Below are 25,382 nucleotides of genomic sequence, written 5' to 3' on the forward strand. Positions count from 1 at the left end.
TTTGGTTGGCCGGTTATGGTAACATCCCCTCCGCAATTTTCGGATATCAGCAATCACTGGGCAGAAATCCCGATTCGTCGGCTAGCGTTGCGCAATTTGATCAGCGGCTATCCAGACCAGACCTTTCGCCCGGATGGTACCATTACCCGCGCCGAATTTGCCGTGCTGATGGCGAATGCCTTTCCCAACGCCAAACCGGTCCGACCGGCAGTGAGCTTTGTCGATGTACCCAGCAGCTATTGGGCCTATAAGCCTGTGACCTGGGCCTATGAGCGTGGCTTCTTTTCCGGCTATCCAGACGGCACCTTTCAGCCCATCCAGCCGATTTCGCGGGTGCAGGCGATTATCGTGTTGGCAACAGCTCTGAGCCTCCAGCCTGCCAGCAACACCGAAGAAATCCTGAGGACCTATTTTGACGACCAAGCCCAAATCCCCGACTGGACGCGCTGGGCAGTGGCAGCGGCAGTGGTTTCCGATCGGATGATTATCAACTATCCGACGGTGCGCTTGCTCCGACCCACCCAAAATATTACTCGCGGTGAAGTCGCGGCGATGCTCTGTCGGGTGCTGCAAATTACGGATGCGATCCCAGCCCAATACGCCACCTGGTATACCGGCATTTATGATATCAAGGGCACGGTGACTGTTCCGTTTGAGCGTTGGCGGGGGTCGGGACGGCTGATGCGCGATATTCAGGTGCTGCTCACGCCGTTTCGCCTGTTTCCACCGGGCAACTGGGTCAGTGGCCGCTACGATTGGCAAACCGAACAGGCATTGATTCAGTTTTGCGCCTTCTACGGGCTGAACACGATGAATGTCGGCGTGTTTGACGAGCCGTTTGCCTCGGCGCTGCTGAATGCCGATCCGGTCGAGTTTCTGCTAGCCCAAGCCACGGACCGCCAAAAAGTCTACAACGATTACCTGGCTAGAGAAGCCGGGTTTGATGCCAGCAAATTAGCTTTTCTGGATCGGGGCTATACCTCGTCGCCCTATGCGGGTGAGATCGGTCAGTTTCCGGCTCGACTCCAGCAAAAGCCGGACGGACAAAACACGGCTTCTTTGGGCGCGACGGCGGTGCAAACCGGCACCAACCAAACCGTTAGTTTCAAAGCATTTCCGGCCCTGGCTACGATTCCCGCCATCGACGCTAACGGCCTCAGCTTTTTGCATTCGGACATTCAGCAAGCTTGCGTCTGTGTCGGTAGCGTTGTGAATGGCGACATCTGGACTCGCTGGTTCGGCAAAAATGCCCTTAAACCGGCTCAGCAGTGGAGCGCTACCAAGATCATTCAACTGCTGACGCTAGTCGCCAAAGCCAATGGGAGAGCGCCTGCTGCTAATATCCGCGATTGCTTGGTGACACCCAGAGGCAGCTTAAACGGCAATGGTTTTTACGATCTGGCGGTCGATCTGGTCAGCTATCGGTCCTTGGTGGGCAGCTCGAATTCGGTAGCGGCCATGTTCAAGCAGTTCTTTACGCCCACTGAACTGGACGGTTGGCTAAAGCAGATGACGGGCAACGGAGCGCTGGAATTTCGAGGCCGCTATGGAGAAGAACCGCTGCTGTCTGCGCCTAGCCTAGTGCACCAGCCCACAAAGCAAACCCTTCTAAATTCGCCCAATATCAGCCATGTCGGCAATAACTTTGTCTCTACCTATGACCTGACGCGCATGGTGGCCATGTTAGGATGGCATCTGCATTTGCCGGCGGCTACACGGATTCCCAGCGCCCAGTGGAACAGTTTGGAAACAATTGTGCGGGCAATGGGCACCGATCCGGCACGCTACATCGATGTGGCGATTGAGACTTTGGGGCTGGCGTCTGCGATCGAAGCACCTGTGATTATCTCGAAGCTGGGGTTTGGTCGCAGCGAGACGCGCAATCGTACTGAACTCAGCTATGTGGCTTTCTTTCAGTTCATCGACAAACGCCCCCGCAGAAAAGGCAAACCGGGCATCCTGCGGACCATCAGCATGGCATTATTGGGAGCACAAGCAGCCGGTGATGCCAATGCCGAAGCTCGCCAAATCGACGCTCGCATGGCCGCTGAAGTAACCGAAATTATTCGTCGTGTCGTCACCCAAGAATTAATTTAAACGTTGGTTGATGTGATTCAGTAGGGGCGGTCGCGTAGCGGTGCTTTGCGCCCAGCATTTGCTGATCAATCTGTCTACTTGCGTTCTAGGCTATTGGGCAACTGCTTTGCTCTTACAACAATAGACCTCTTGCAAATTAAGTCAAAAGGAGTTGGAGGGAGCCGTTGATGGGCTTTAGCAGTTGTCTTTGACCTTCAAATTAGAGAAAAATCAGGACACTCACAACTACCGTTCTAATGATGAATTAGAAAATACCTCAAGACCTCCCCGCTGAACAGTTTAAGCGTCGCTTTGGAGTGCAACCAGGCGCTTTCAAGCAGCTCGTCAAAACCCTCAAACTTTTGTGTAGACCCACGGTCAAACCATTTTTTTCAGCTTGAAAGTGCGCCAGCGCATCCATAAATCCCTATTGCTGCTAAAAAACTGTTCTGCCCTAATAGCCTTTATGCCGCTGCTCACTTTGCTATTACGTAACAACATAACGAACTGCACTAATAAATTGGTTCCAATTTATTAGTGCATCTTGAAGTATGCAAATATAGTCATTTGTGTTGTAGACGATGGCAGTATCTTGAGCACTGCTACCGAACCAATTGTTATACAAAAGCGAGTAGCCCGTTATACTTCCATAGATTCCAAAAGTATCTTTTTCTGATAGTCTAAAGTCTGTAATCCTAGCGTAGCCAATTCCATAATAGTCACCATCATATAGACCAGCTTGAGGATCGTACCTGAAGTAAAACCTATCTGCGCCGCTTCCTCCAGTTAGGACATCAAACTCAGAACCAGGACCAAACCCAATTAAAGCATCATTACCATTTCCACCAATCAGCGTGTCTGTTCCACTGCCGCCAACGAGTGTGTCATTGTTGCTACCTCCTCTAAGCTGATCATTACCTAATCCGCCATTTAGATAATCACTGCCATCATAACCGAGTAAAGTGTCATTACCACTATTTCCATATAGAGTGTCATTACCCGTGTGCGGACCACTATTAGGGTTAATGATCGCTGTAATAGGAACTTTTTTTGCCGCTGCTGCTACTTCATCCCATCTATAAAGATTTAGATCTGAGGAAGGATAAATGTAAAGAGGAAGGAGAACACCCAAATTAGTTGTTGTCAATGAATCAATATAATCTACTTCTTGTTGCCAGTAGGATGGGAGGCTATCCCATGGGTTACCATCAGTTCCATCATTAGTAATATAGACATAGCCAATGTTTCGCCTAACAGCAAGGTTGATATAGCTCTGCATTGTTCCTATATCAGGCACAGAATGCATTAGGCTAGAAAATCGATTTGAACTATAGTTGATACCGTCGCCATCGGTATTGGTGACATAAGTATCTGGAGTGTAGTTCTCCCAATCTGAACGATTCTCGAAGATGACTATGTTATTGGCAGCAGACAAATATCCTTTATCGGTTCGATTACCGGGATTAAGAACAATAGTTGATAGTTTAGATCCTGCGTTGACTAAGCCAGTAATATATTGGGATAAACCTTGGTAGTAAGGTAAATTGTTGGCACTAGAGGCAGCTTCGTCGAAAAAAATCCCATTAACATTGTAGAAGTTGTTGTATAAATCGATCTCATCTCTAACCTCTTCAGCATCTCTTTGACCATACTTTGTGGAGACATAGCCGAGGACAGTAACACCAGCAGCTCGCAAGTCCTGGATACCACGCACATAGTCAGGATTGGGAGAACTGCCCCCTTTTATAAGATCATCTCCATTTGTGCCGTATAGCGTTTCATCTTTATAAGTACCAACAACAGTTGCCATAATTAGTCTCCTAGGCTCGCCAAATCGAGATTTATAGATCAATCTGATTGCAGTAAATCAAATTAGAATTTTTTCATAGCGAAACCGTAATACCTATTAGATATCAAGTATGAATATTTGCTCTCAATTGCTTTGCTATTGAGTTTGAGGATAGATTTAGCATTTAATAAAATCCACTCATAAATCTGTAATAGTCAACCATTGCCTTTAGAGAGCATCAGAAAATAAATTTCGGTGCTTAGCCATTAGCAGCTTCGCTAATTTCTAATCTGTGAGGCGAACCCTATAGAAGTCACCAAGACCACTTTTTCTAACAAAATATTCCCAACGTCCTTCGTCACAATTATGGTCGCGCAACAGCTTAAACTCTCTTCGAAGAACACAACCGCGAACATCTCCCGACCATTCACTGCCGTCTGGACTACGTCCGTAATAGTGAAAGCTGCCACCATCGTGATGAAATCTTGAGCAATTTCCTTGTTCAATGTGTCGCCAACCTTGTACCCACCAATCATTACCATCAAAGAACATATACGCAATTTCTACTCTGCCAGATGTTGAATAGTTACATAGTTCAAAAACCCTTGCATCAGCATTTTTCGCAAAGGCAACTATTGTAACCAATGAGCAAATTAATGAACTAGTAAACATGGACAGCGAGCGGACCAGTTTTGAGGACAGCATAGTAGTGTTTACCCAGCAACAGAACTACCAAGGCTTTGCAAAGATGAACTTAATTTACATTCCAATAGTTTCAACCTACGAAATGAGCTTCAGTTTAAGCCATCCGATCGACACAGAGGGTAAGAAGAAGTAACTAAATTCGGTAATAAGAGGTAATACTCCAACGCTCAAACGCTCACGTTATTTTGCTCTAATTGTCGGGTAATTTCCATTTGGACTAGGAGGTCTAACAAGATTTGGGTTAATAGGTCTGGCAAGCTCTCTAGGTCCATCTGTATGCGAACATTCCCCAGTTCTCCTATCACAATGATATTCTGAACAAACATTTCGACCATTTGCAACAGTGCATTTTGTACAGACGAAACCTCCAACTCCCAAATTTTCGCACGCATATCCGGCAGCCCGAAGCCGACTTATCGTTAAACCTGGTGCAGTTCGGGGTAGGGCTGAAACTTCTACGATTGTCAAACTAGTTATTACTAAAGTTGAAAGAAATCCAAAACTTGCAAAAGCAACAGTAGTAAAGATCTTAATCGGTGGCTGTTTGGAGTGTGTAGGTGAGTGAGAACTAGCTTGTCTTACTACATCAGTATTCATGCTAATAACCCTCTCAATGAAGAATAAAAAGCAGAATAGTGCACAACTTAGCTGCCTATGAAGGTACTTCTCTGGAATCTGTGGTTGCCAAAGTATTCGTCATAGACAGTGAATATAGAGGCTAGTTGCGGTGACAGGGACGAACTCATTTCCAGAACCCGTCATGCAATGAGCCTGCAATCGCGGCATAGCAATAGCTCTAATTTGATGGATCCTGGTATGATAGCGTTCTTCTCCGATGTTTTCTCAGTTAACTCGGACTCTCGATACTTTGCCATCCAAACCATTATTATTAGCGTAGGAGACGATGACATACTCATCATCATAGGAGCGCTCGAACGTATTGACGGTGTACTCAGAGGAACTGCGCCTCACTTCAATAACGCAAAAGTCATCTGACCTTTGCCCCTCTGGGTGATCAAAGACTTCAATGAAGCATCCTTGTCGCACATTTAAAAGCTTTACAGACCTAGCCTCGTCGTTCTGACGAAGATGGAAGTCTTGTCCTGGACTGTCATCAATAGTGTGAACGATATTTTGGCTACCGCCGTTTCCTTCGTAGAAGACGATCTGACCCATAATCTCCTTGATTACCTCCTCGTTTACCCTTCTATTTCGTAGAAGTAAATATTAGGGAACGTTTGATCTGTTAATAAGAAGCGAATTAAGCAACAGTAATGTCCAAACTTTCCATATAAGCCTCTCTTCCACAATCAAGATCTATTAACCAATTAAGTTTTAACTTGCAAGATAAGCTTTACAAGATAACCCCCAGCATAAGCTATCCGCTCGCTATCCAGGGTAAGAAAAAGTAATCAAATCTGGTAATAAAAGGTAATCAAAGAGTCAATCATGAGCTAGTAAAATATGGCAATAGTAGGTTTAACGTCTGTAAAATCGGCAAAAACCTACAAATATGACTATTCAAGAAGCCTTACTAATCCTGGATAGAGTTTTAAACCGCAGCCTGAGTAATGCTCAGGAACAAGTGTTTCGCCTTTCCTGGGAAGGAAAGACCTATGCAGAGATTGCGGCAACCACTCGCTACGATACCTACTACATTAAAAACGTCGGTGCCGAACTATGGAAATTACTTTCAGAGGCTTTTGATGAGAACGTTACGAAAAGTAACTTCCAATCTGTCTTGAAACGGTATGAGCAGCGCGTTTTCCTTCAGTTGTCTCAACAACGGGAATTAACTGCGGCAGTTGAGCCAAAACCAGCTAAAAATCTGGAGTTCAACGATCGCCAAGACTGGGGAGAAGCCGTTGACGTGTCTGATTTCTATGGACGCACTGAAGAACTGGCGACCCTAGAGCAATGGATTACAGGTGATGGCTGCCGTTTAGTGGCGCTGCTGGGCATGGGGGGCATCGGAAAGACCGCGCTAGCTGTCAAGTTAGCTGAACGAATTCAAGCGCAGTTTGAGTTTGTGGTCTGGAAATCGCTGCGAAATGCTCCGCCGATCGAAGAGCTTTTGGCAAACGTGATTCAGTTTTTGTCCCATCAGCAGGAAACCAGATTTTCCCTCACAGCTAGTGGTCTGGTTTCGCAACTGATGACCTATCTGCGTGCCTCACGCTGTTTGTTGATTCTGGATAATGTCGAGTCAATTTTGCAGGATGGAGAACGCGCAGGCAACTATCGAGCAGGCTATGAGGAATATAGCCAACTGATTCGACGGATTGCCGAAGTGCCCCACCAAAGCTGCTTGCTGCTGACGGGACGCGAACAACCCAGAGAACTTGCCATTTTGGAGGGAAGAGCCGTTCGTACTTTACAACTGCGAGGATTGAGACAAGTAGCAGCTCAAGGACTTTTACAAACAAAAGCCAACTTCTCCGGCTCAGAAGAAGAATGGAAAGCACTAATTGAACATTATGCTGGAAATCCCCTGGCATTAAAAATGGTTGCCTCAGCAATTCAAGGTTTTTTTGAAAACAACATTTCTAAATTTCTAGAATTTCTCAACCAGGGAACCTTACTGTTCGATGATATTCGGACACTGCTAGAGCGACAGTTCAATCGCCTCTCTGAATTGGAGCAGGAAGTAATGTACTGGCTGGCGATCAACCGAGAACCTGTATCCTTTTTAGAATTACAGACTGATCTCGTCAGGCCAATGGCTCGTAGCGAATTGCTAGAGAGTTTGGCTTCTTTGGAACGGCGATCGTTGATTGAACGCAATGCGATTGGCTTTACTCAACAACCCGTCATCATGGAATATATGACAGAACGGTTCATTGAAATGATTAGCGAAGAAGTTCTAAATAAAAATATTAAACTATTCATGAATTATTCGCTGATTAAAGCTACTGCAAAAGACTACATCAGAGTTAGCCAGATTCGCGTCATTCTGGAACCGATCGCAGGTAAACTCCGCACTACCTTTTCTCAGGAAAAACTCGCCACACACCTGAAGCAGATTTTATTGAAGCTGCGGCAAGAATTCTCTGATTCAGCGGGATACGGCGGTGGTAATTTGATCAATCTTTGCCATTATCTTCAAATTAACTTAGCAGATAATGACTTTTCCCATTTAGCCATTTGGCAAGCAGACCTGCGGCAAGTCAGTTTACACCATGTCAATTTTGCCTATACGCATTTGGCGAAATCGGTCTTTGCTGAAACCTTAGGCATTGTTTTCTCAGTGGCTTTCAGCCCGGATGGACAGCAGTTGGCAATCGGGGATGCAGATGGAGTCATTCACCTCCGACACGTGGTGGATGGCAAACCGCTGCTGACTATAAAAGGGCACACCAGTTGGACATTCTCTCTAGAGTGGAGTCCAGATGGTCAAACATTGGCTAGTGGCAGTGCAGATCATACGGTGAAATTGTGGGATGCTCATAGTGGTCAATGTCTGGCTATGTTTCAGGGACATACCGACCGGATCTGGTCGATCGCCTGGAGTCCAGATGGTCAGACGTTGGCTAGTGGAAGCGACGACCAAACTGTCCGCTTGTGGAACATTCAGGAAGGTCAGTGCAAGGTATTCCAAGGGCATGTCGGTCCGGTCCGGGGTGTGGCTTGGAGTCCTGACGGCAAAACCCTGGCTAGCTGTAGCCATGACTCCACTATCCGCATTTGGGATGTCCAAAGCGGCCAGTGCCTCAAGGTATTGCTGGGCCATGTGGGACAGATTCTTTCGGTCAGCTATGCGCCAAACTCAGGTCTCAGCGGATCTGCGGGTCAAACACTAGCCAGTAGTGGTTATGACCACACCGTGAGACTATGGGATGTGCGTGAAGGCCGATGCCTTAAAGTGTTACAGGGGCATATCAATGAGATCTGGTCAATCACGTGGAGTCCAGATGGTCAAATTCTGGCGAGTGGTGGTGCTGATCATACTGTCAGACTATGGGAGGTTAGTGAGGGCCAGTGTTTCAACCTATTGCGTCACATCACTCGGTTATTTTCGATCCGTTTTAGCCCGGATGGTCAAACCCTGGCTAGCGGTGGTTACGATCAAGCTGTCCGACTATGGCATGTTCATACAGGCCAATGTCTCAATGGGTTATACGGACACAGCAGCCAGTTGTTTTCAGTCAGTTTTAGTCCTAACGGTCAGATGCTAGCCGGTGGGGGCGGGGATCAAACCGTTAAGCTGTGGAACATACAGGATGGCCGCTGCTTCAACGTTTTACAGGGTCATAGCCATTGGATATTCTCGGTGGCTTGGAGTCCAGATAGTCAACAGTTAGCCATTAGCGGCCAAAACTGCACAGTCAAAGTATGGAATGTGCGCGAAGGTTACTGTCTCAAGGTATTACCTGGTCATACTGGACAAGTCTGGTCTGTGGCCTGGAGCCCAGATGGTGCGACTTTAGCGAGCAGCAGCGAAGACCAAACTATCAGAATATGGGATGCCCAAAGCAGGCAGTGCCTCAACACCTTGTCCGGTCACACTGACGAGGTCTGGTCTATTGCATGGAGTCCGGATGGTCAGACCTTAGCGAGTGGTTGTCTTGATACCACAGTGAATATTTGGAATCTTCAAACTGTACGTTGCTTGAAAGTATTGCGAGGACATACCAGTTGGGTTTGTTCCGTGAGCTTCAGTCCTGATGGTTCTACCTTAGCTAGCGGTAGTCATGACCACACGATAAGGTTATGGGATGTCCGAAGCGGGGAGTGTTTCAACGTTTTGGCAGAACACACCAGTCAAGTTTGGTCTGTGGTCTGGCATCCTAACGGAAAAACTCTGGCGAGTAGCAGTGATGATCATACGATCAGGCTCTGGAATGTTCAGGATGGTCGGTGTTGTAAGATTCTGCAAGGTCACACCAGTTGGGTATCCTCTGTTAGTTTCAGTCCGGATGGTCAAACCTTGGTGAGTAGTTCTCGCGATGAGACTATTAAGTTTTGGGATACTAAGACGGGTGAGTGTTTGAGAACACTGAGAGCCGACAGGATCTACGAAGGAATGAATATCACTGGAGTGACGGGTTTAACGGATGCCCAGAAGGTAACATTGAGAACACTGGGAGCAGTAGAAAGTTGAATCTCCAGCAGCTAGATGCACGAGAGCGATCGGTTGTAGTCTTTGTTTAGCAAAGCGGAATCAGTAATCCACCCCGAAGCAGGGACAGTAGAGTTACTGGATGCCAGACAGAGGCAGCATTGTCCCATCAGTCCAAAATCTTGGTTTCAATCCTACGAGCACTGGTTGCCGATCCAGAAGTTTTGTTTCTCGACGAACCCTTCTCAGCGCTGGATTTTGAAACAACCTCGTTTGTACGCTGGATCTACTTCTGATGCGATACTTGAGTCACACCAACCACTGCCAGCAGAATTAAGCCACCTCCCAATTCCTGGGAAATCACCAATCGTTCTCCCCTAACACAACTTCCCCCCACTCCTACTCATTCTGCGTTAGCATCTTAGATAAGACTTATTTTCGGTCGTGTAATTCGCTTTACAAGTGTCTCTCCGGATCTAATTCTCTACACTCATGATCCTGGAGAATTTCTATGTCGATTTATGTTGGCAATCTATCCCATGAAGTTACCCAAGATGACTTGAGCCAAGCTTTTGCAGAGTATGGCACGGTCAGGCGGGTTCAGCTACCAGCGGATCGGGAGACAGGTCGGCTGCGTGGATTTGGTTTTGTTGAGATGGAAACCGACGCAGAAGAAACTGCTGCAATTGAAGCGCTTGATGGCGCTGAATGGATGGGACGTGATCTCAAGGTTAATAAGGCGAGACCTCGTGAAGAAAGAGGTTCTTCCGGTAGTTCGGGGAACAGGAGCAGTTCTTCTCGCCGTTATTAAACTCGGAGACTAAAGCAATCACTCCTTGAGTGCTCAAGGCTAAAGCTGATAAGAAGCTGCTTTGTTGGAAGTGGCTTCCTTTACGGCCCTACTTTATTCAATTAGTGAGGAAATTAAATGACTCAAGTTATTCCTGGTGAGAATGAAGGAATTGAGTCAGCGCTGCGTCGATTCAAGCGAGAGGTTTCCAAAGCAGAAATTTTTCCAGATATGAAGAAACATCGTCATTTTGAAACGCCGATCGAAAAACGGAAGCGCAAAGCAATTGCTAAACATAAGCAACGTAAGAGAAAGTTCCGCTATTGATTCGGAGACAGATTTTCAGTGCAATCGACCCATAATTCCTAGGAGCCTTTTAACGATGAATACTAACGAACTTTGTAGCCGATACGCAGCAGGACAAAGGGATTTCAGAAACCTGAACCTGATGGCAGCAAATCTAAGAAACATGAACTTAAGAGGTGCCAATCTCAGTGGTGCCAATTTAACGAGGGCAAATCTGACGAGAACAAACTTAAGCTATGCCAATCTCACTGGAGCAACCCTGACCGGGGCAAATTTAACCGAAACAAATTTGTCTCGAGCAAATCTAATCAATGCAAACTTAAGTGATACCAGCTTGGTTAGTGCTAATCTAAGCCAGGCCGAATTGCGTAGAGTCATGACAACAAATGGCATGAATCCGAGTACGTGCTAATCGCTTTAAAGATTCTCTACCTTAACGTCAGTTCAAAAAGTCATTAATGAGCTGTATTTTGGATTAGGATTATGTTCTGACGTTACAGCCTTTTTCAGTCTAGTGAGGGGCACTGCCCCTGCGTGGGGTCGAAGCCCCCACACCCCCTGTACCTCACATGAGTGAAAAACGCTGTATATGTTTCAACCCATCTTACAAAACTCACAACTGTAGACGGACACCCGCAGCAAGATACCCAACTACAGTAAAAGTATATTCAATGGAATTTGCATGACTTTTAATCATGACTTTTAATATCGTTGACGCTGACCACAAGAGCGGACAGCCATTCGTGTTCAACTGGATCAGCTTTGCGTTTTTTGCGGCAGTTCACACTCTAGCTTTATTGGCACCCTGGTTTTTCTCCTGGTCAGCACTGGGAGTCACTCTCTTCCTGCACTGGCTATTTGGCAGTATTGGCATTTGTCTGGGATATCATCGGCTACTAACCCATCGCAGTTTGCACGTTCCCAAGGGGCTAGAATATGCGATTGCGCTACTGGGTACCCTTGCATTACAAGGGGGTCCAATCTTCTGGGTCGCAGGGCATCGTCGCCATCACACCTATACCGAAGACATTGACAAAGATCCCTACTCTGCAAAACGGGGCTTTTGGTGGAGCCACATGGGTTGGCTACTTTACAAACGACCAGAGTTTTTTGAGTATGAATCAAATCGGAAATTTGCACCCGACCTAGCAAAAGATTCATTCTACCGTTGGCTCGATCGCTATTACCTACTGCTGCAAATTCCGCTGGGAATTGTGCTGTATCTGCTTGGAGGCTGGTCATTTGTTATCTATGGAGTCTTCCTGAGAGCCGTTCTACTCTGGCATAGCACCTGGTTGATCAACTCTGCAAGCCACATCACGGGCTACCGCAGCCATGACTCGGACGACAATTCTCGAAACCTCTGGTGGGCAGCGATTCTTACCTATGGAGAAGGCTGGCACAACAACCATCATGCTTATCCCAATGTGGCAAAAGCAGGCTGGAAATGGTGGGAGATTGATATGACCTGGTGGGTAATCGTGAGCTTAAGGCAAATGGGTTTAGCACGAAGAATTGTTTTACCGCCATCTGCCTAATCAAGTTATTTGTCCTGTTGCAATGCTCAGTTCTGTTTAGAGGTTCAAATCGGGAAGCCTATTGTTCTCTGAATAACTGTATGTTTTTGATGGACAAAAACTTGCCGGCAAGACACAACTTTAAAGTGAGACATGGAAGTCCATGTTTGAATTCTTAACATTTCAACATTTAGACCAGGAGTCAAACCTCCTGGTCAGTTAAGGCAGCTTTAAACCCTCTAAACCGATTTGTACTAGACATTTTAGTATATGAAGCCAGATTTCTGGGTGAAAGTGTTGTCCCGCTGATTCGAAAAGTAAGGTATATTGCTGAAGATAGGCACAAATTGATCCAATTTTTGTGACTTCAACCTGTCCTGCAATGAATCTTGCCGAGCACATAAAGGTCAAGGTTGAAGCCTATCAAATCAAGCCAATTGACCTTGACCAATTCGTTGCTAAAGTCGGGAACCTTCTGTCAAAAACTACACAACCACTTACTATTCCTGATTGGCTGGCAGGACTGGACATGGGTAAAACACCCTGTTGCTGTGAGGGAGTAGGGCAAAGGCGAGCGCTGGAAACACGATGAAACTGGGTTAGAGTTGAGAGTCCTATTGATCGTTAATCTATAATTTAGTACTACTGTCTATGCGAGTGTTGTTACTGTATCCCCTCTTTCCTAAATCCTTTTGGTCCTTTGATAAAGCTCTGGAATTGATCGGACGCAAAGTTTCCCTGCCACCACTCAGTTTGATCACCGTGGCAGCTATCCTACCTCAAACCTGGGAATTTCGATTAGTTGATCGCAATGTTGGATATGAAAGTGAAGCAGATTGGTATTGGGCAGACTTGCTGATCATTTCTGGCATGATTGTCCAGAAAGATGACATGCTCTACTTGATTGAAAAGGCAAAACAGCGAGGCAAGCAAGTTGCGGTTGGCGGTCCCTATGTCACGTCTGTGCCTGAAGCTGCCCAGGAAGCCGGAGCCGATTTCTTGGTGTTGGACGAAGGCGAAATTACCTTACCGTTATTGGTAGAAGCATTGGAGCGAGGCGATACTTCAGGGATATTTCGAGCGAATGGAGAGAAGCCAGATGTCACCACCACACCTGTTCCTCGATTTGACCTGCTGAACCTGAAAGCATACAGCGATATGTCCGTCCAGTTCTCGCGCGGTTGCCCTTACCAATGCGAATTTTGCGACATCATTGTGCTGTACGGACGCAAGCCACGCACGAAAACTCCGGCTCAACTTTTAGCAGAGTTACAAACGCTGTATGACTTAGGCTGGCGGCGATCGATCTTTGTCGTAGACGATAATTTCATTGGGAACAAGCGGAATGCTAAACTGCTGCTGCGAGAACTGATCCCCTGGATGGCAGAACGCGGTTATCCCTTCAGTCTTTCAACAGAAGCCTCCGTTGATCTGGCACAAGATCAAGAATTATTGGATTTGATGATTGCAGCCAATTTTACGGCGGTGTTTTTGGGCATTGAAACCCCAGATACTGATAGTCTGTCATTGACCCAAAAGCACCAAAACACTCGTAATTCTCTGATAGAAGCCGTTCAAACGATCAATCAGGCCGGATTGCGGGTGATGGCGGGGTTTATCATTGGGTTCGATGGTGAAAAATCAGGCGCAGGCGATCGCATCATTGAGTTTGTGGAAGCGACCGCAATTCCACAAGCTCTGTTCAGTATGTTGCAAGCCTTGCCCAACACCGCATTGTCACAGCGTTTGCAAAAAGAAGGACGTTTATTGGAAACGGGGAGTGAAGCCAATATTCATCAGACGACGCTGATTAATTTTGTTCCAACCCGCCCCTTAGAAGAGATAGCCCATGAATATATCCAATGTTTTTGGGAGTTGTATGAACCCGATCGCTATTTAGCACGAGTCTATCGTCATTTCATCAACATGAAGCCTCGGCCACACAAGCGAAAATTTAAACTGCCAGGATTAGCAGACCTGCGGGCACTATTCATCATTTGTTGGCGACAAGGGCTGAAGCGCAATACCCGTTGGCAATTTTGGCAGCAGCTATTCTCAATTATTCGCTGCAATCCACGCGTGTTTGAACATTATTTGACCAATTGTGCTCACTTAGAACATTTTGTAGATTATCGACAGATTGTACGGAATGAAATTGAAAATCAATTAGCTGATTATCTACTCACTAACTCAAAAACATCCGAATTAGTGAGCAATTACTCAACCTAAAAAGCCGTTTACAGCCTTTTCCAGGCTAGTGAAGTACGAAAAACGGGGTGCCAGCGCCCCTGGGTGGAGGCGAAGCTCACACACCCCCTATACCTCACATGAGTGAAAAACGCTGTAATATCAAGTCGGATGGAAAAACCACACTCTTGTAAGGGTAAAGCATTTGCGTCAGAAGCTCTGTAGCTATGCCTTGGATTCATTTCGTAAATGCTTCGCCCTTACTGATGGCATTGTCTCATCAGTCCAAAATCTTTGTATCCCAGGTCACAATTTCATCGCCCTTGGTGTAGCACGATCAAGGGGAATAGTCAGTTATTTACTTCGTTTGCATAGACAATGCGGATTCTGTTAGTAGAGGATGATAGTCAGTTGACAGAATCTCTGACAGAAGCGCTGGTAGTACAACGATATTTGGTGGATGCGGTCAGAGATGGAGAAGCCGCTTGGGAGCGGATTCAAGCCTGGACCTATGATCTCATTTTGCTGGATGTAACACTGCCCAAATTAGATGGCATCCAGCTCTGTCAGTTATTGCGCAATCATGGCTGTGCGGCTCCAGTGTTGATGCTAACCGCCCGCGACACGAGTTTAGACAAAATTATTGGTCTGGATGCCGGGGCAGATGCCTATATGGTGAAGCCGTTTAATTTACAGGAACTGCTGGCCCAGATTCGAGCGTTGCTACGTCGCGGACAGTCGGGAGCCAGCCCGATTTTAAGCTGGGGGGAACTGTCGTTAGACCCCAGTAGTTATGAGGTGATGTATGGACGATCACCGATCCGCCTGACGCCAAAAGAATTTGCCCTGATGGAAGCCCTACTACGCTACGGCAAGCGAGTCCTGAGCCGAGCTACAATCATCGAACAAATCTGGACATGGCAAGAATCACCAGAAGAAGACACGATCAAGACTTATATCAAGAACTTACGGGCAAAACTTAAAGATGCTGGTGCGCCCAAAGATTTGATTGAGACCGTTCATGGCGTTGGCTATCGGTTGAAGCCGTTGGAGTACTTGCAAAAGCACTGATGCAAAGCATCGCTCATAGAACTTGAGTTCCCTAGCCATCCGTAGGGGATGATCGCCTTGCGGTATCTCAGGAAAATAGGCCACGAACACCAGTAGATCTGGTTATACCATCTTCCTTTGATTGGACTACAGATCACCAAGCTCAACCGGCTAGATTGGGCAGGGTCCGTAACTCAAAACTCAAAACTCAAAACTCAAAACTAAGAACTGGTATTAATGCACGCACATATACAGCAAATAAAGAAACCCTGACATTCTCCCCGGTTTCTTCACCAAAGTATCCCCAAAATCTATGCGTCAAATCTATAGGCTGAGTCCATCAGTTGCGTAGAGATTCTCGCCAGAATCAACCGCACTGTAGAAAAGGATGAAACAAATTCTGTATCTTACGATGCAATTTTAATGTTAATTCGATCCTTTGTAAAGGAGAAGCTATGAAGATTCGTAGACGCCAGTTTTTTCATCTGAGTGCTGGAGCCGCGTTAGCGATTGTTGCCCATGGCTGTAGTCAATCTCAAGCAGAAGCTCCTCAGCCTTCAGGAACTACTAATTCGGCCACAGAAAACCCAGGAAAAATCTCGATTGGGTTCTGGCCGGTTGCCTCCGGGTTGCCCCTATTTGTGGCCGACAAGCGGGGGTACTTCAAAGATGCGGGTTTGGACGTAGAAGTCGTCAAGTTCGCTTCACCTAATCAGGTTGCAGAAGCCTTGATCGCGGGACGGTTGCAGGGCACGGGGAATGGCGTAGCGAGTGGAGTCTTGGGGTTATCGGAAATTACCTCACCAGGTTTGTTCAAGATCATCGCGGCCAACCCCAGTAACGTTGACTATAAGCTGGACCAGGTGATTGTGGCGAAAAATAGCTCCATCCAGTCAGTTGCGGATTTGAAAGGCAAGAAGTTTGCGACGGGTCCGGGAGCGCAAAATCTGGCAATTGCCGAGGCGATTTTGGCGGCAGCTGGCGTCACTAACCCTCAGGTGCAGCAGCTCGAAGTGCGGCAGCATGTGGCCGCGATTGAGTCCGGCCAGATTGATGCAGCCTACACCCTAGAGCCGACCGGCACCGTGGGTGAAATGAAAGGCATCACCCGCACGCTTGAAAATGGAGTCGTCTCCAAATATATTTTGGGCGATCCAAAAGCCCCCTGGTTTGGTGGCTCGGCAGTCCTCAGCAGTAAATTCATTCAGCAGTATCCAGCGACGACCAAGACCTATATTGAAGCCTATCGTCGCGCCATCGAGGATATCCGTAACAAGCCAGATGAGATGCGGCAGTATATGGTCGGGTATACGGCAATTGAGGGTGATCTAGTACAAAAGGTGCCGCTGGTGGCCTACACGATGTATGACGAATTTAAGCCGGAAGATATCGGCTATTTCCAGAAATTCTTTGATTTCATGACCGATACCAAAGTATTCACCAAATCGGTAGACGTAGCTAGCTTGCTGTACAAACCAGCCTGATTCCACTGCAATTGTCTTCTTAGCGTCACTATTTCTAGCACCGTGATTTCTGGCGTTCTTATTTCTGGCGTCCTTATCTGGAGTGATTATGTATGATGATCGACTCAGTTAGCAGTCCAACCGTTGCCCCACCGGAGCATTTCATTTCCGTGCAGGGGCTGTGCAAATCGTTTGCTGGACAGCCACTCTACGAAGATTTCAACCTTGATTTGCCGAATAATCAGCTCGTTTCGATTTTTGGCCCCAATGGATGCGGTAAATCGACGTTGATCAATATGATTAGCGGCCTGATTCCCTGTGATCGCGGTGAGATTCAGATTCATGGCAAGCCGATTCGCCGCGCCCGGATTGGCTATGTGTTTCAAAACTATCGGGATTCTATGTTTCCCTGGATGAGTGCCTACGACAATATTGCCTATCCGCTGCGAGTAAAAGGCGTTTCGGAGCGGGAATGCCGGGAGCGAGTCGAGCGCCTGATCCACACTTTCAATATTCGCCTTGACTTGAAGCGCTATCCCTACAGTTTCTCCGGCGGTCAGCAGCAGTTGGTTTCCATCCTACGAGCACTGGTTGCCGATCCAGAAGTTTTGTTTCTCGACGAACCTTTCTCAGCGCTGGATTTTGAAACAACCCTGTTTGTGCGCGACAAGCTTCAGGAAATCTTTATGGCTACCTCGATCCCGATGCTGATGGTGGTTCACAACCTAGAAGAAGCCGTGTTCTTAGCAGATACCATCCTGCTGCTGAGCAAACGCCCGACGCGATTGGTGGAGGCCGTGCCATTCACCGTGCCCCGCCCCCGTACCCCCGAAACCCTCACCTCTGCTGAATTTATAGAAGCCAGCCGTCACTGTTTGGAAATCTTTCGTCAGGAGATGCGGAAATGACTACTAGCGTTCGTTTCTCAAAAAATCAGGTTCAGTTTTCGCTGGCCCGCACAATTGATCGGTTTTTGCCGTTAATTGGTGTGTTGGTGCTGTTTGGCGTTTGGTGGTTGATTGCGGTCTCTGGCTTCGTTAATCCGGTGCTATTGCCGACGCCGATTGCCACCCTGGGTACTCTGCTCAGCGGCATGGCAACAGGAGCAATGTTGCCCGATTTCTTTGCCACCGTGCTGCGAACCTTTAGTGCGTTCCTGATGGCAGCTGCGGTTGGGGTACCAATCGGAGTAGCGCTGGGCAGTTCCGAAAAGATTTATCGTAGCGTGGAATTTCTGATTGATTTTTTCCGTTCCACTCCTGCGAGCGCCTTGATTCCCCTGTTTATTCTCTTCTTTGGGGTGAGCGATTTCTCCAAAGTCGTAATTGCCGCCTTCAGTGCATTTTTGCTGATTGTATTCAACAGTGCCTACGGAGTAATTAATGCCAAGCAATCGCGAATTCTAGCTGCCAAGGTAATGGGGGCCAACCGTTGGCGAGTTTTCAAAGATGTTCTGCTACTGGAAAGTTTGCCTCAAACCTTTATTGGTTTGCGCAGCGGCATCAGTATTTCCCTCGTGATTGTGATTGTGGCAGAAATGTTTATCGGTACTGAACAGGGGTTAGGCAAACGAATTATTGACGCCCAACAGATTCTCAATGTCAAAGATATGTATGCCTCGATTCTGGTGACTGGGATTCTGGGCTATTGTCTTAATATGCTGTTCTTGGTAATCGAGAAGCGCTTCATTCATTGGAGCGGAAAGTAGGTTGTTCACTCTAACGGCAATCGTACCGTCACCGTAGTTCCCTGATTCTCCTGGCTCTCGATAGCCCATTCACCCCGATGTAATTCCACACAGGTTTTCACAATCGCCAGTCCCAAGCCGGTTCCGCTCACTTCACCCACATTGCTACCCCGATAAAAGGTTTCCCAAATCCGGGGTTGATCCGCAGCCGGAATCCCGATGCCGTGATCGCGAACCTGAAATGTGACCGTGTTGGCATCACAGGCCAGGTTGAATTGAATTGGCATGTTGGCGGGTGAATATTTAGCCGCATTCGAGAGCAGATTGGTCAGGAGCGATTGCAGCAGTTTTTTGTCTAGAAATGCTTTGGTGGTTTGAACGGTGCTGAGCAATTGGATCGGTTGATTCAAACTGGGCTGCATTTCATCTACAATCTGTTGACAAAATCGTTCTAGATCTAATAGCTCCGGATGAAACTCTAACTTTCCGACTTCGGCTCGCGTCAGCATTAACAAATCTGTAATTTGCTGACTCATCTGCTTTGCAGTTGCATGGATACGCTGGACATTGCTCTGCTTCTGTACGTCTGACAGTTCAGTGTAGTTGAGCTGCAATAATTCACTTGAGAGTAAAATCGTGCTGAGGGGCGTCCGCAGTTCATGGGAGGCCATTGAGAAAAAGCGAAACTTCAAATCGTTCAGGGTGCGAGTCTGTTCTAGTTCGCGTTTTAAGCGGTACAGGAATAATCCTAAGCCGCTGGTGAGCAATAAGCCGCCCAAAAGAGTGGCGATTGCACCATATTGCATCTCAACGGGATAGCTAGCGGCTGGTGAAAACACAACTGCCCATTGCCGGTTGCCGATGGTGAGAACCTGGGTACAGTCGGCTGGAACAGAACAGAGAGCATATCTGGTTAGATCAAATCCGGAATTTTCTAGAGTAGTCACCTGTTTACGAGCGGCTTCATAACGTCCCAGAAATTGTTCTGCCGGGTTGGCGCTCTGGTCGTAGACCATGAAGTCAATCTCATATTGCAGATTTTTTAACGCTTCTTCAACGACATCGGAAACACGAAATACACCCAGCATGAACCCTGTTGAGTATTGATATCGCAGCTCTGGTGAATCGGGCAGTTGATGATCTCGGTAAAGTGGCAGAAACACTAGGAAGCCAAACTGATCTCGCTGTTCCTGCACCAAGCGAATCCGTCCTGTAACCGTAATTTCGCCTGTCTTCCTCGCCTGGGCAATGGCACTAGCTCGAGTTGGATCCGAGTTCAGATCATAGCCAAAGGCAGAGCGATTTTCTGCCAGCGGTTCCACATAGGTGACAGGCACATAATAGGGGCGTTGTCCGGCTCTGACCAGTTTTCCCGTTTTGGCCAATTCGGTAATTTGAAACGAGGGATAGCCCTCTGCTCGAATGGCTGCTTCATAGGCAGGGCGATCGGTTTGTTGCACGATTGGTACCCACTCTAAGGCTTGAATGCCGGGGTAGGTCTGAAGCGGGCGCTCTACAAACTCGGCAAAGGCTTGCCGGTCCACTTGCGAGTTAGCCACAGCATAGTAATCACCCAAAAATACCAGAGCGTCGGTATATCGCGTCAGGCTGCGCTGCAAAGCAGTACCCAAATTTTCGATCTGTCGCTGAAAGCGGAGTTGCCGAGCCGCCAGTTCCCCTCTGCTCACCAGGATCGCGGCCAGGATGGATAACCCTACCCCCAGACTGAGCACCAAACTCAAGGCCGGATAGCGATTCAAAACAGCGTTTGGCATTTAGGTGCATCTAGACCGGATCACAGCGAATTTCGACCAAGAAGCCATCCGGATCGTAAAAGTAGATGCCTCGACCGGTTGGGCGGCTTACCGGGCCATGATCGATCGGGATTTGGTTTTGGCGCAGGACATCGACAGCCTGATCAAACAACGCTGGATCAATATCAAAGGCTAAGTGTCCCGCACGGGTGAATTCTTTGCCTGGATCGGGGTCAGGCGGTTCGAGCTGCGGCTTCCAAAACAGGTCAATCACGGTGCCGTCGGGTGTGACGAAATTGGCCGCTTCGCCTGCTTCAAACAATGCCTTCAGAGTCTCTGGGACTTCTTCGCCCTGCAATTCCCGCAGTCCTAAAATTTGGCCATAGAAGTGACGGGATGCGTTCATGTCATGAACATGTAAGGCAATGTGATGCACTCGACGCAGCATTCCTGGCCGCAGGGCTGATTGAGCTGTGATCAATTGCTCTGCCATAAGCTACTCTCCAATCGTTACAAGTCAGTAGAGCGAGTGACCGGGTTGTTTACCATACACCAATATTCATACATCAACATTACTGAAGTCATTGCTAAAAAAATTACCAAGGCCATTACAGTTATTTTCAACTGCTCTACTCAAGTCAGAATGACAAAATTTCATCATCGAGCGAGGCGCGCAGAAACAGCAGGCACCCATTGCGAGTCACTGGCCGATGTTCTGTTCCCGCCTGCGAACAGACGCGATCACCTTGACCGTACATCTGACCGTCAATCTCCAGATCGCCTTCCAACACAATAATTTCTTCAGGCTGAGCGTGCCGATGATTGGGAAACTGCACTGCTCCAACCGCCCGGACAAAACACTGCACTTCTCGTGTATCTGGATCCTGCAACAGCGTGCCTATTTTCGTCTGGGGTGCGAGGTCATAGGGTCGCCATTGGATTGCTTCTGCCTTTTGCCGCAACTCTTCGATGACTGTAGGAGTAAGGGGAGAAACTGGCGACGGCAGTGGCTCAGCGGCAATCCGCTGCAGCAGCCGCTCCTTCAAATCAGCCGCCATTGGAACCGCAGGGGCACTGTAGGCCAGAGCCGCAACAGTTGTTTGGAAGCGGGCCAATTCGTCTGCCCAAGCAGTTGAGCTTGCTAGTTCTGTCTCAATCCAAGCACCTTCAGCTTCTACCAGCCCATCCAGGGCGTAGAGCGCCGCCTGCTCGGATATCTCTTGCCGTTCCATAGGTCTTGCTCGATTCGTAGTTTCATTCTAGCCTGCGAATTCTAAATTTTTCGTTTCCCTGGCTTCACCCCTGACTCCAAAGTCCAGCGTTTGCGCTTCAGGACCATGCCTCTAACCGATCTCGCAGCTTGGTCAATCCCAACCGAATTCGCGTCTTGACGGTTCCCAGTGAAAGTCCGGTGGCAGCCGCAATTTCGCTGTGGCTCAGCCCACTATAGTAGGCCAATTCAATGGCTTGCCGCTGTTCTACCGGAAGCTGCTCTAAGGCGGCCAGCACCTGGGTGCGTCTTTCTCCAATTAGGGCATCCTCAACTGGATCTACGGTGTGTTGGTTAAATTGGATCTGTGCAGCCTCGACAGAAGCCATTGTTTTCTTACTAACTCGTTGCAGCGAGCGCAATCGGTCGAGAATGCGACTGCGGGCCAGCATAAATAGCCAGGTGTCAACTCGTCCCTTCTCCGGCTTGTATTGACTGGCAATTCGCCAAACTTGGGCAAACACATCCAAAACAACTTCTTCTGATTCTTCGACCGAGTTCAGGCTTTTATAGGCAACGGCATAAATCACCCGCGCATAGCGATCGTATAACTCAGACAGAGCAATTTGGTCTTGCTGAGCAATTCGTTCAATGATGGCGGATTCCGGACTGGATGGGGCTGCCATTACAGAGGGACGTTTGTTCATCCCGAAAAGACGTACCCTATTATCCCTTAGTCTCTACAAGTTTAAGCGGCACATACATGATAAGAATTTCAAAAGCAACCCTCTATAGATAGATTTTTATGATTTACTCGTTGTTAATAGTTGGTTATGAACGAACTGCTCTATCCCGGAGGCCAGGTTGCGACAACTTGAGCCACGATAATTTTGATGATTGTACTGGTTGGAAACACGATCGCATAACCCAGTACCTTGTCATTGGACTGGTTGGAATCTGCCAGTCATGGTTTCGCCAAGCGGAGTGCTGCATTATGCCATTGCTGTCCTCCCAACAGCAGCCACCAAATGCTCACCGCAGCCCAGTGAATCACCGTAATCGTCCATAACGAACCGGTACAGCGATAGGCGATTGTGCAGGCCAAGCCCAGTAGCGCCACTAGTACCAGCAAAATCGGACTGGTGGCAGCTTTTGAACGTCTGAGCCTAGCAGACAGCAGATGATAGACCATATAGATCCCCAAGGCTAACAGCGCCCAGCTCCACCAGGTAAATGTAGAAACCCACGGCTTAGGATAGGGAATCAACAAAACCCGGAATACATACTCCTTCAATAGAGCAGGAACAAATAGAAAGCGAATTAGTGTAAGTAGCGATTGATGCCAGGGTAAAGGGCTAGGTTGCCAAGAGAGGAAAGGGGTTGCGGAACTGAGCGGTGAAGCAATGTAGGCGGTTTGGGTAATGGCAAAAGCTAGCATACCGAATCCCAGCAAAACAGCTAGTGTGATCAACCAATCAATGGCAGTAGGAATGGTCACGCCGCCAAAGGTGCGATTAATCAAAACTGAAAAAATGGGAATTTGGGTGAAGGGCAACTTCCAACCACCCATCGCCAGCGTTGCTTCCAACGGCTCAATGCCCGGATCGTTGCCGCCAATTTGGTTGGGGCGCAGAAACCACAGCTTAGCACTGTTAGTCAGAAACAACATGCTCAGCTCATCGTGGGCCTGACGAGGTAAGGCTGTGCGCCAGCTAATCAGTCCGGTCAGCAGATTGCGAATCTGGAAATCATCGATGCTGATAAATTGCTCATCTTCCGAGCGCACTCCCATTAGCACTTCGGCATTCTGAGACCAATCCCAGCGCACCACGCCCATGGGCGTCAAATGATTTGCTAAGTCGGTCCCCAATTTCACCAGCCGTCGAAATCGTTGAGTTGTCGGATCGTTGGGATTGGCTCGCATCCATTCCATCACCTGGGGGTTGGCTTCAATCGTTTGACGAAAGCGCTGCATGGCTAAAAATAACCCTTGGGCTGAATCCTGGACGCAAGAGGTGGCCGACGTGATCGTAGAATCACCGCTGCCGTCGCCAATCCGATAGCGCGCACCGATCAGGCTGAGTTCGCCCAGCAACTCATTAAAAAACGACAGCCGCGTGCCGCCGAAGTTGTAGTCTTCGGTGAGCGTATCCAGCTTGATTAGCACATCTGAAACCGGGCGAGTGCCTGCTTTGCCGCGTATCAAATTGCCCATATAGTTGCGCCAGGTATTGGCACCGGAGATGGTTCCATCTGAGCCGTTACCATAGACCTGGAGGTAATCAATGTCGAAGATCAAATCATTCGTGAAGGGGTCACGCACAACTCGCCCCAAGCCAAAGGAGAAGTGGCCTGCGTAGGTTCCTAAAATCAAAGATTCATGAGCTGCATGATTACCACCCCGTCCACCAAACAAGTGCATCACCAGCACCCGCTCGCCCTCTTGCCAGTCTACTAGAGCATCACCTGAGCGGTTCACCGTTGGATCGACCAATACCGTCTGAATCGTTCCCTTGCGCGTCTCTACGGTTTCCCAGTTGCGGAAGTTGATGTAATCCAGTCCTCTGCGAAACCCTAGTACCGTCTGCTGCGGCTGAAGCTGCACCATCGAGCGGGGCTGCATAGCCTGTACGGTAAAAACGCCTGCCTGATCGAGTGCTCCTGAGATATACCAACCAGCCTCGCCTGTCGGAGATTGGGCCAGATCGCGGGTCGTCATGTTGTAGACGCCATCTTTGTCTTGGGGCTGCTGCGGAATCCGAATGATTTCTTCAGCCCCATCAAATTGGCGAGAAACTGGGTTGTAGTGACGTACCCGCATCCAATCGCTGGTACAGGGTGGACTGCCTGGACATTGGGTTGGCAAGGCCGCGTTGTCCGGCAGCACTGGCTCAACAAATTGGACCAACCCGTAGTAGCGTCCGGTTTCCTGCACGGGTTCGCGGACGATTCGCAGGGTAGGTGAATTATTGGGTAAATTTAAAGATGAATGATTTGATAAATCATCTATTGATATCTCCATATCCTCTCGCTGAACGTCACCTCGCAACACAACCGTGACATCATCGAAAGGACGCGCACCCGCCAGCGATTGCAGTGGGCCGACCCGATCACGCCCATTTAACCGGACCGGATGAAGGATGCCCGCTTCCAGCGTTTTTTGTACTTCTGGCGCGAATCGCACATCGCGTGAGGCTTTGTTGACATAGGCTTGCGCTAGGGGCGTTGGCTGCCAAGCTAATCGCACAACTTGTCCCACCCAATTGCTGGCGTCGGCAGGTGCCACCTCCACCTCCATCCAGACCCAATCGGTTTCCTGTGTGCTCTGGGCCATCTGCTGATACTGCTCCACGGTGGGCAAAATCAACCGCCCCACCCACTCACCCACAGGACGATAGGATGCTGGCGGCTGAGCCATAATCGGGTAATAGCTGGGTTGATTGAAGGGAGCCGTCACTGTGGAAGCATACTGTGACGGATATAGGTGCGGTTGCCCAGCGTGCAACGAGCCATGCAGAAGAGTGGTTGCGACTGCGCTGATCACCAGCAGGACAATCCATTTTAAGGTTCGCTGTAGAGTTGCGTTTATAGGTTGCTGTGATGCCATAGGGTTGCCCTAGATCCAAATTTCCTGCTGATCCAGCAAAGGAAAATAACAAGGATTTTAACTTGCAGGCGATGGATCGGCGCGCCTCGGTAAATTTAAACCAAAGGTGAATTTAAACCAAAAAAGGGAAGGCATGAGGCGGTTCTCGTTTGCCTTCCGCGGAATCGGGTTCTTTAGCAAGA

General features: G+C 48.2%; 19 protein-coding genes. 11 read left to right on the plus strand and 8 right to left on the minus strand.

The annotated features are described in order from the left end of the window. Window positions 1-15 precede the first annotated feature (15 nt). Entirely contained in the window at window positions 16-2,097 is a 2,082-nt protein-coding gene (locus HJG54_RS06545) for an S-layer homology domain-containing protein (protein ID WP_316434028.1), read from the plus strand. Between the two features lie 466 nt (window positions 2,098-2,563). Here HJG54_RS06545 and HJG54_RS06550 read toward each other — a convergent pair whose 3' ends face one another. The 3 genes from HJG54_RS06550 to HJG54_RS06560 form a co-directional block, all read right to left on the minus strand. Further along, complete coding sequence (locus HJG54_RS06550; RefSeq protein ID WP_316434030.1) at window positions 2,564-3,886, minus strand: spherulation-specific family 4 protein; 1,323 nt, start codon at window positions 3,884-3,886, stop codon at window positions 2,564-2,566. 264 nt (window positions 3,887-4,150) lie between these two features. After that, window positions 4,151-4,570, minus strand: a complete 420-nt coding sequence (locus HJG54_RS06555; protein ID WP_316434032.1) for a DUF1036 domain-containing protein — start codon at window positions 4,568-4,570, stop codon at window positions 4,151-4,153. Between the two features lie 843 nt (window positions 4,571-5,413). Continuing rightward, window positions 5,414-5,746, minus strand: a complete 333-nt coding sequence (locus HJG54_RS06560) for a hypothetical protein (protein WP_316434033.1) — start codon at window positions 5,744-5,746, stop codon at window positions 5,414-5,416. A 337-nt stretch (window positions 5,747-6,083) separates the two neighbouring features. On the opposite strand from HJG54_RS06560, the gene HJG54_RS06565 reads away from it, so the two are divergent. The 10 genes from HJG54_RS06565 (at window position 6,084) to HJG54_RS06610 (ending at window position 18,650) form a co-directional block, all read left to right on the plus strand. Then, the gene (locus HJG54_RS06565; RefSeq protein WP_316434034.1) at window positions 6,084-9,671 is read left to right on the plus strand and encodes an NACHT and WD40 repeat domain-containing protein; all 3,588 of its coding nucleotides are present in this window, start codon (window positions 6,084-6,086) and stop codon (window positions 9,669-9,671) included. Window positions 9,672-10,140: 469 nt separating this feature from the next. Then, complete coding sequence (locus tag HJG54_RS06570) at window positions 10,141-10,440, plus strand: RNA recognition motif domain-containing protein (protein WP_316434036.1); 300 nt, start codon at window positions 10,141-10,143, stop codon at window positions 10,438-10,440. Window positions 10,441-10,557: 117 nt separating this feature from the next. Then, window positions 10,558-10,746 (plus strand): 30S ribosomal protein S21, encoded by a 189-nt coding sequence (gene rpsU, locus HJG54_RS06575; protein ID WP_316434037.1) that lies wholly within the window; start codon window positions 10,558-10,560, stop codon window positions 10,744-10,746. 55 nt (window positions 10,747-10,801) lie between these two features. Further along, window positions 10,802-11,137: a pentapeptide repeat-containing protein gene (locus HJG54_RS06580; RefSeq protein WP_316434038.1), complete on the plus strand. Its 336-nt coding sequence runs from the start codon at window positions 10,802-10,804 to the stop codon at window positions 11,135-11,137. Between the two features lie 283 nt (window positions 11,138-11,420). Beyond that, entirely contained in the window at window positions 11,421-12,263 is an 843-nt protein-coding gene (locus HJG54_RS06585) for an acyl-CoA desaturase (protein WP_316434040.1), read from the plus strand. Between the two features lie 630 nt (window positions 12,264-12,893). Then, window positions 12,894-14,471, plus strand: coding sequence for a B12-binding domain-containing radical SAM protein (locus HJG54_RS06590; RefSeq protein WP_316434041.1), 1,578 nt, complete (start codon window positions 12,894-12,896; stop codon window positions 14,469-14,471). A 336-nt stretch (window positions 14,472-14,807) separates the two neighbouring features. Beyond that, window positions 14,808-15,500: a response regulator transcription factor gene (locus tag HJG54_RS06595; RefSeq protein ID WP_036003006.1), complete on the plus strand. Its 693-nt coding sequence runs from the start codon at window positions 14,808-14,810 to the stop codon at window positions 15,498-15,500. Window positions 15,501-15,934: 434 nt separating this feature from the next. Continuing rightward, window positions 15,935-16,963, plus strand: coding sequence for an ABC transporter substrate-binding protein (locus tag HJG54_RS06600; protein WP_316434043.1), 1,029 nt, complete (start codon window positions 15,935-15,937; stop codon window positions 16,961-16,963). A 92-nt stretch (window positions 16,964-17,055) separates the two neighbouring features. Beyond that, the gene (locus HJG54_RS06605; protein ID WP_316434045.1) at window positions 17,056-17,850 is read left to right on the plus strand and encodes an ABC transporter ATP-binding protein; all 795 of its coding nucleotides are present in this window, start codon (window positions 17,056-17,058) and stop codon (window positions 17,848-17,850) included. Beyond that, on the plus strand, window positions 17,847-18,650 hold the full coding sequence (locus HJG54_RS06610; RefSeq protein ID WP_316434046.1) for an ABC transporter permease: 804 nt from the start codon (window positions 17,847-17,849) through the stop codon (window positions 18,648-18,650). Before HJG54_RS06605 ends, HJG54_RS06610 begins: the two co-directional genes overlap by 4 nt. Before the next feature lie 5 nt (window positions 18,651-18,655). Here the strand turns inward: HJG54_RS06610 and HJG54_RS06615 are convergent, their stop codons facing one another. The 5 genes from HJG54_RS06615 to HJG54_RS06635 all read right to left on the minus strand — a co-directional run bounded on the left by HJG54_RS06615 (window position 18,656) and on the right by HJG54_RS06635 (window position 25,200). Then, on the minus strand, window positions 18,656-20,404 hold the full coding sequence (locus HJG54_RS06615; RefSeq protein WP_316434047.1) for a CHASE domain-containing protein: 1,749 nt from the start codon (window positions 20,402-20,404) through the stop codon (window positions 18,656-18,658). A 10-nt stretch (window positions 20,405-20,414) separates the two neighbouring features. Then, window positions 20,415-20,876, minus strand: coding sequence for a VOC family protein (locus HJG54_RS06620; protein WP_316434048.1), 462 nt, complete (start codon window positions 20,874-20,876; stop codon window positions 20,415-20,417). Window positions 20,877-21,021: 145 nt separating this feature from the next. Then, window positions 21,022-21,615, minus strand: a complete 594-nt coding sequence (locus tag HJG54_RS06625; RefSeq protein ID WP_316434049.1) for a cupin domain-containing protein — start codon at window positions 21,613-21,615, stop codon at window positions 21,022-21,024. Between the two features lie 97 nt (window positions 21,616-21,712). Beyond that, the gene (locus tag HJG54_RS06630) at window positions 21,713-22,300 is read right to left on the minus strand and encodes a sigma-70 family RNA polymerase sigma factor (RefSeq protein ID WP_316434051.1); all 588 of its coding nucleotides are present in this window, start codon (window positions 22,298-22,300) and stop codon (window positions 21,713-21,715) included. Between the two features lie 257 nt (window positions 22,301-22,557). Next, the gene (locus tag HJG54_RS06635; protein WP_316434052.1) at window positions 22,558-25,200 is read right to left on the minus strand and encodes a type II CAAX prenyl endopeptidase Rce1 family protein; all 2,643 of its coding nucleotides are present in this window, start codon (window positions 25,198-25,200) and stop codon (window positions 22,558-22,560) included. Window positions 25,201-25,382 lie beyond the last annotated feature (182 nt).

It is taken from the genome of Leptolyngbya sp. NK1-12, from assembly GCF_032598965.1.
Classification (GTDB): Bacteria; Cyanobacteriota; Cyanobacteriia; order Elainellales; family Elainellaceae; genus Elainella.

What these genes read in the sequence shown, in the direction of transcription:
- HJG54_RS06585 (WP_316434040.1), top strand. Translation starts at nt 11,421, where the DNA reads ATGACTTTTAATATCGTTGACGCTGACCACAAGAGCGGACAGCCATTC.
- HJG54_RS06545 (WP_316434028.1), top strand. Translation starts at nt 16, where the DNA reads ATGGTAACATCCCCTCCGCAATTTTCGGATATCAGCAATCACTGGGCA.
- HJG54_RS06630 (WP_316434051.1), bottom strand. Translation starts at nt 22,300, where the DNA reads ATGAACAAACGTCCCTCTGTAATGGCAGCCCCATCCAGTCCGGAATCC.
- HJG54_RS06570 (WP_316434036.1), top strand. Translation starts at nt 10,141, where the DNA reads ATGTCGATTTATGTTGGCAATCTATCCCATGAAGTTACCCAAGATGAC.
- HJG54_RS06635 (WP_316434052.1), bottom strand. Translation starts at nt 25,200, where the DNA reads ATGGCATCACAGCAACCTATAAACGCAACTCTACAGCGAACCTTAAAA.
- rpsU (WP_316434037.1), top strand. Translation starts at nt 10,558, where the DNA reads ATGACTCAAGTTATTCCTGGTGAGAATGAAGGAATTGAGTCAGCGCTG.
- HJG54_RS06550 (WP_316434030.1), bottom strand. Translation starts at nt 3,886, where the DNA reads ATGGCAACTGTTGTTGGTACTTATAAAGATGAAACGCTATACGGCACA.
- HJG54_RS06620 (WP_316434048.1), bottom strand. Translation starts at nt 20,876, where the DNA reads ATGGCAGAGCAATTGATCACAGCTCAATCAGCCCTGCGGCCAGGAATG.
- HJG54_RS06560 (WP_316434033.1), bottom strand. Translation starts at nt 5,746, where the DNA reads ATGGGTCAGATCGTCTTCTACGAAGGAAACGGCGGTAGCCAAAATATC.
- HJG54_RS06590 (WP_316434041.1), top strand. Translation starts at nt 12,894, where the DNA reads ATGCGAGTGTTGTTACTGTATCCCCTCTTTCCTAAATCCTTTTGGTCC.
- HJG54_RS06600 (WP_316434043.1), top strand. Translation starts at nt 15,935, where the DNA reads ATGAAGATTCGTAGACGCCAGTTTTTTCATCTGAGTGCTGGAGCCGCG.
- HJG54_RS06610 (WP_316434046.1), top strand. Translation starts at nt 17,847, where the DNA reads ATGACTACTAGCGTTCGTTTCTCAAAAAATCAGGTTCAGTTTTCGCTG.
- HJG54_RS06555 (WP_316434032.1), bottom strand. Translation starts at nt 4,570, where the DNA reads ATGCTGTCCTCAAAACTGGTCCGCTCGCTGTCCATGTTTACTAGTTCA.
- HJG54_RS06595 (WP_036003006.1), top strand. Translation starts at nt 14,808, where the DNA reads ATGCGGATTCTGTTAGTAGAGGATGATAGTCAGTTGACAGAATCTCTG.
- HJG54_RS06565 (WP_316434034.1), top strand. Translation starts at nt 6,084, where the DNA reads ATGACTATTCAAGAAGCCTTACTAATCCTGGATAGAGTTTTAAACCGC.
- HJG54_RS06615 (WP_316434047.1), bottom strand. Translation starts at nt 20,404, where the DNA reads ATGCCAAACGCTGTTTTGAATCGCTATCCGGCCTTGAGTTTGGTGCTC.
- HJG54_RS06605 (WP_316434045.1), top strand. Translation starts at nt 17,056, where the DNA reads ATGATGATCGACTCAGTTAGCAGTCCAACCGTTGCCCCACCGGAGCAT.
- HJG54_RS06580 (WP_316434038.1), top strand. Translation starts at nt 10,802, where the DNA reads ATGAATACTAACGAACTTTGTAGCCGATACGCAGCAGGACAAAGGGAT.
- HJG54_RS06625 (WP_316434049.1), bottom strand. Translation starts at nt 21,615, where the DNA reads ATGGAACGGCAAGAGATATCCGAGCAGGCGGCGCTCTACGCCCTGGAT.